Annotated in this window: 5 protein-coding genes; 3 read left to right on the top strand and 2 right to left on the bottom strand. The window is 60.9% G+C overall.

Annotated features, from left to right (window positions below):
* Nucleotides 1-294, bottom strand: a 294-nt coding sequence (locus JOZ76_RS29420) for a hypothetical protein (protein WP_291704703.1), incomplete at its 3' end; no start/stop codon positions are given.
* Between the two features lie 359 nt (nucleotides 295-653).
* On the opposite strand from JOZ76_RS29420, the gene JOZ76_RS29415 reads away from it, so the two are divergent.
* Entirely contained in the window at nucleotides 654-1,052 is a 399-nt protein-coding gene (locus JOZ76_RS29415) for a hypothetical protein (RefSeq protein WP_291704701.1), read from the top strand.
* On the top strand, nucleotides 1,033-1,740 hold the full coding sequence (locus JOZ76_RS29410; RefSeq protein WP_291704699.1) for a hypothetical protein: 708 nt from the start codon (nucleotides 1,033-1,035) through the stop codon (nucleotides 1,738-1,740). Before JOZ76_RS29415 ends, JOZ76_RS29410 begins: the two co-directional genes overlap by 20 nt.
* Nucleotides 1,741-1,926: 186 nt before the next feature.
* Here the strand turns inward: JOZ76_RS29410 and JOZ76_RS29405 are convergent, their stop codons facing one another.
* Entirely contained in the window at nucleotides 1,927-2,094 is a 168-nt protein-coding gene (locus JOZ76_RS29405) for a hypothetical protein (RefSeq protein WP_291704696.1), read from the bottom strand.
* Between the two features lie 125 nt (nucleotides 2,095-2,219).
* On the opposite strand from JOZ76_RS29405, the gene JOZ76_RS29400 reads away from it, so the two are divergent.
* The coding region (locus JOZ76_RS29400; RefSeq protein ID WP_291704694.1) for a hypothetical protein at nucleotides 2,220-2,724 on the top strand (505 nt) is incomplete at its 3' end.

Raw genomic sequence — 2,724 nt, 5'->3', positions numbered from 1 at the left:
GAACGGATCGATGTTGCCGTAGAACGGGTTGATGTCGCCCCAGAACGGCGAGATGTCGCCCCAGAAGGGGCTGATCTGGCCGTAGAACGGGTTGATGTTGCCGTAGAACGGATTGATGTTGCCGTATTGCGGCGTGACGCCGCCGGCGAACGGATCGATGTTGCCGTAGAACGGCGAGACCGTGCCGCCATTTTCGTTCTGGTTCTGAAGACGGCGCGGATCTGCCATCGCACCGGTTGCCGAAGCGAGCAGTGCCGAGGCGGCTGCGCTGGCGAGCAATAACTTGCGGAACATGTCTACCCCACCCTTGTTGGGCTTTTTGCCCTTTTCACATGCTCAGTGTGCGGGACGGGGTTTAAGCAGGAGTAAATTTGTCCGTGTACGGAAACGCGGCGATAATGTCGGTGAACAAACCGTTGCAAACAAAAATCACGATTGAGCCAACTCGTTGAAAACGTTGGCTGCTGTTTTCGTAAATCGCAACGCTTTGTCCAATTTTATGAAAATTTGGTTCTGTTGTTTTCCTTTCGCGTCTTCAGAAAGTCGTGTCCCGCTTTGGGATCGGGGGGTGTGCGGCAAAGGTAAAGAGGCAAAATGCGGGCCGTTCGCGACTGCTGCGGGCGCGTTGCTGGCCATGCCGGACGAGCACCGGAGTGGACCGCTACCCGCTCCGTGCGGCAGAGCCTCTTTCGCGCTCCACCGGCTTCTGGAACTGCTGTTCACAACATGCGTTAGGGAGTTTGATGTCCACTGCGTTACTACTTTTCCTTCAATTGGCTGCGTGCCAGGCCGTCCAAGCCCCACCGCCCGACATTGAGGTCAATGCGAAAGTCACCGCGCGGGAGGTGACGATCGATAACGAAGGAACGGCAAGCCTCAATCTGCACGCCGATCCCGGTGTCACCCCGCCGATCCAGGTCACCCGCTCGGCGCCGCCTGGCGCCAAATCCTATCGCGATCTGACAATCGACTTGCACGCCGAAACGCATATCGGGGGCTCGGCAACCACATCTTCAACCCCAGGGGATTCCCATGAAACGCCACAGCCTTAAACTCTTCGCCTCGTCTCTCGCCATCAGCGCATTCATCGCAGCCACGCCGCTTGCCGCGCAGGCCCAAACCACGCCGCCGCAGCCGTCGCGCTCGACTCCGACGAACGGCAACAGCCCGGCCGTGAATATTCTCAACGCCGCGCCCGGCGACAAACAACCCGACGTGGTGCTCGACATTCCCGATCTCTCCGTGGAGGAGATCAATCTTGAAGTGAAGGGACTGGAAGCACACGTCGCGCTCGATGCGCAGCTTGCCAGTTTGCTGCACCTCACCGCGGGAGCCGATGCCCGGCTCGACTCCGTCAAGATCGGCATCAAGGGCGTTCACGCGCAAGCCGCGCTGATCGTCAGGCTCGACAATGTGCGCGCCATCATCGAGCGCACCCTTCAAACGCTCGACAAGAACCCCGCGATCATCACCCAGGTCACCGGCACACTGAACAATGCGGTCGGCGTAGCTGGTGGCGTCGTGAACAACACGGTCAATACCGTGGGCGACCTTACCAAGAGCGTGTTGCGCTCAGGCGCCGTCCTCGATGTCGCGCGCAGTGGGCTGTCCGTGGTGAACCAGACGGTCAATTCCGCCGGACAGACGGTGCAGCGCCTGCGCGCCAATGACGGCACGCTTTACGATGTCGTGACGGACACAGCCGGGAGGATCACGAGTTCCACGCGGGTGTCTTCATAGAGGGGGCGTCTGCCGTTTGCGGAACCCGCCGGCCGGTCCACCGTTAACAGGATGGACCGCAGCCCCTCCGACGACGTTTCTTCCTGGTCCAAACCAAGCCTGACAGGAGACTCCGCCTGTCAGGCTTTTTTGTCGCGAAAAAGCCCGGCCTGACGGAGACCGGGCTTCTTCACGCGACTGCTTCGGTTATTTCTGCGAGCCGCTTTGACCGGGTGCCGACTTGCTGCCGGTATTGTTGTTGTCTTTGCCGCTCTGCTGTTGGTTGTCGCGGCCCTGGTCCTGCTGGCCGGCGCTCTTCTGCCCGTCCATGTTCTGACCGTTCTTCTGGTTCATGTCGTTGTTGTTCTGACCCATTCTTGTTCTCCCTGTTGGTACAAATGTGAACGGGCGGTTCAAAGGGGCGTTCCTAAAGTTTCTTGCTGCTGCCGCGGTTGCGCTCGTGGTGCTAATCTCGGCGCGTCGAAGCAGTGGAGGGCGGGGTGAAGGTAACACTCCAGCAGCAAGCGAATTTGAGCGGCGATCCGGCCATCGCCACGCAGGGCTTTGGCCGCGTCAGCCGGGAATCGGCGCCGCTGTTCGATCCGCGCGACGTCGACGGCGCGGCCGCGTTCTTTGACGCGAACGGCTATGTGGTTCTCTCCGGCTGCCTCGATGCGAAAGAACTCGCGCATCTCAACGAATTCTGCGACCGCACGCAGGAAGAACGTCCCGCCGCTTGGGGCCTCGGCGATCGGCGCAAGCCCCATCACCGCAATCAGGGCCTCATCTACTCCCAGCCGTTGCTCGATTATCCGGAGCTCGACCGCTACACTCGCCACCCGGCGTCATATCCGCTGGTCTGCCGCCTGCTCGGCGGCGAGGATCGCCCGCGCTTCGCCGAATTCAATTTCCGCGAGACGCCGGAGGACGCCGGACCAGGTGCGATGAACTTTCACCATGACGCGGTGGTGGCCGATCGCTTCACCCGCACGCCCTATGGGCCGT

Source organism: Bradyrhizobium sp., assembly GCF_019244115.1.
Taxonomy (GTDB): domain Bacteria; phylum Pseudomonadota; class Alphaproteobacteria; order Rhizobiales; family Xanthobacteraceae; genus Bradyrhizobium.
Note: the sequence above shows the minus strand (reverse complement) of the source record. Positions and strands in the feature narration are given on the sequence as shown.

Excerpts from the sequence above, each read along its gene's own strand:
- JOZ76_RS29405 (WP_291704696.1), bottom strand. The coding sequence starts at position 2,094 with ATGGGTCAGAACAACAACGACATGAACCAGAAGAACGGTCAGAACATG.
- JOZ76_RS29410 (WP_291704699.1), top strand. The coding sequence starts at position 1,033 with ATGAAACGCCACAGCCTTAAACTCTTCGCCTCGTCTCTCGCCATCAGC.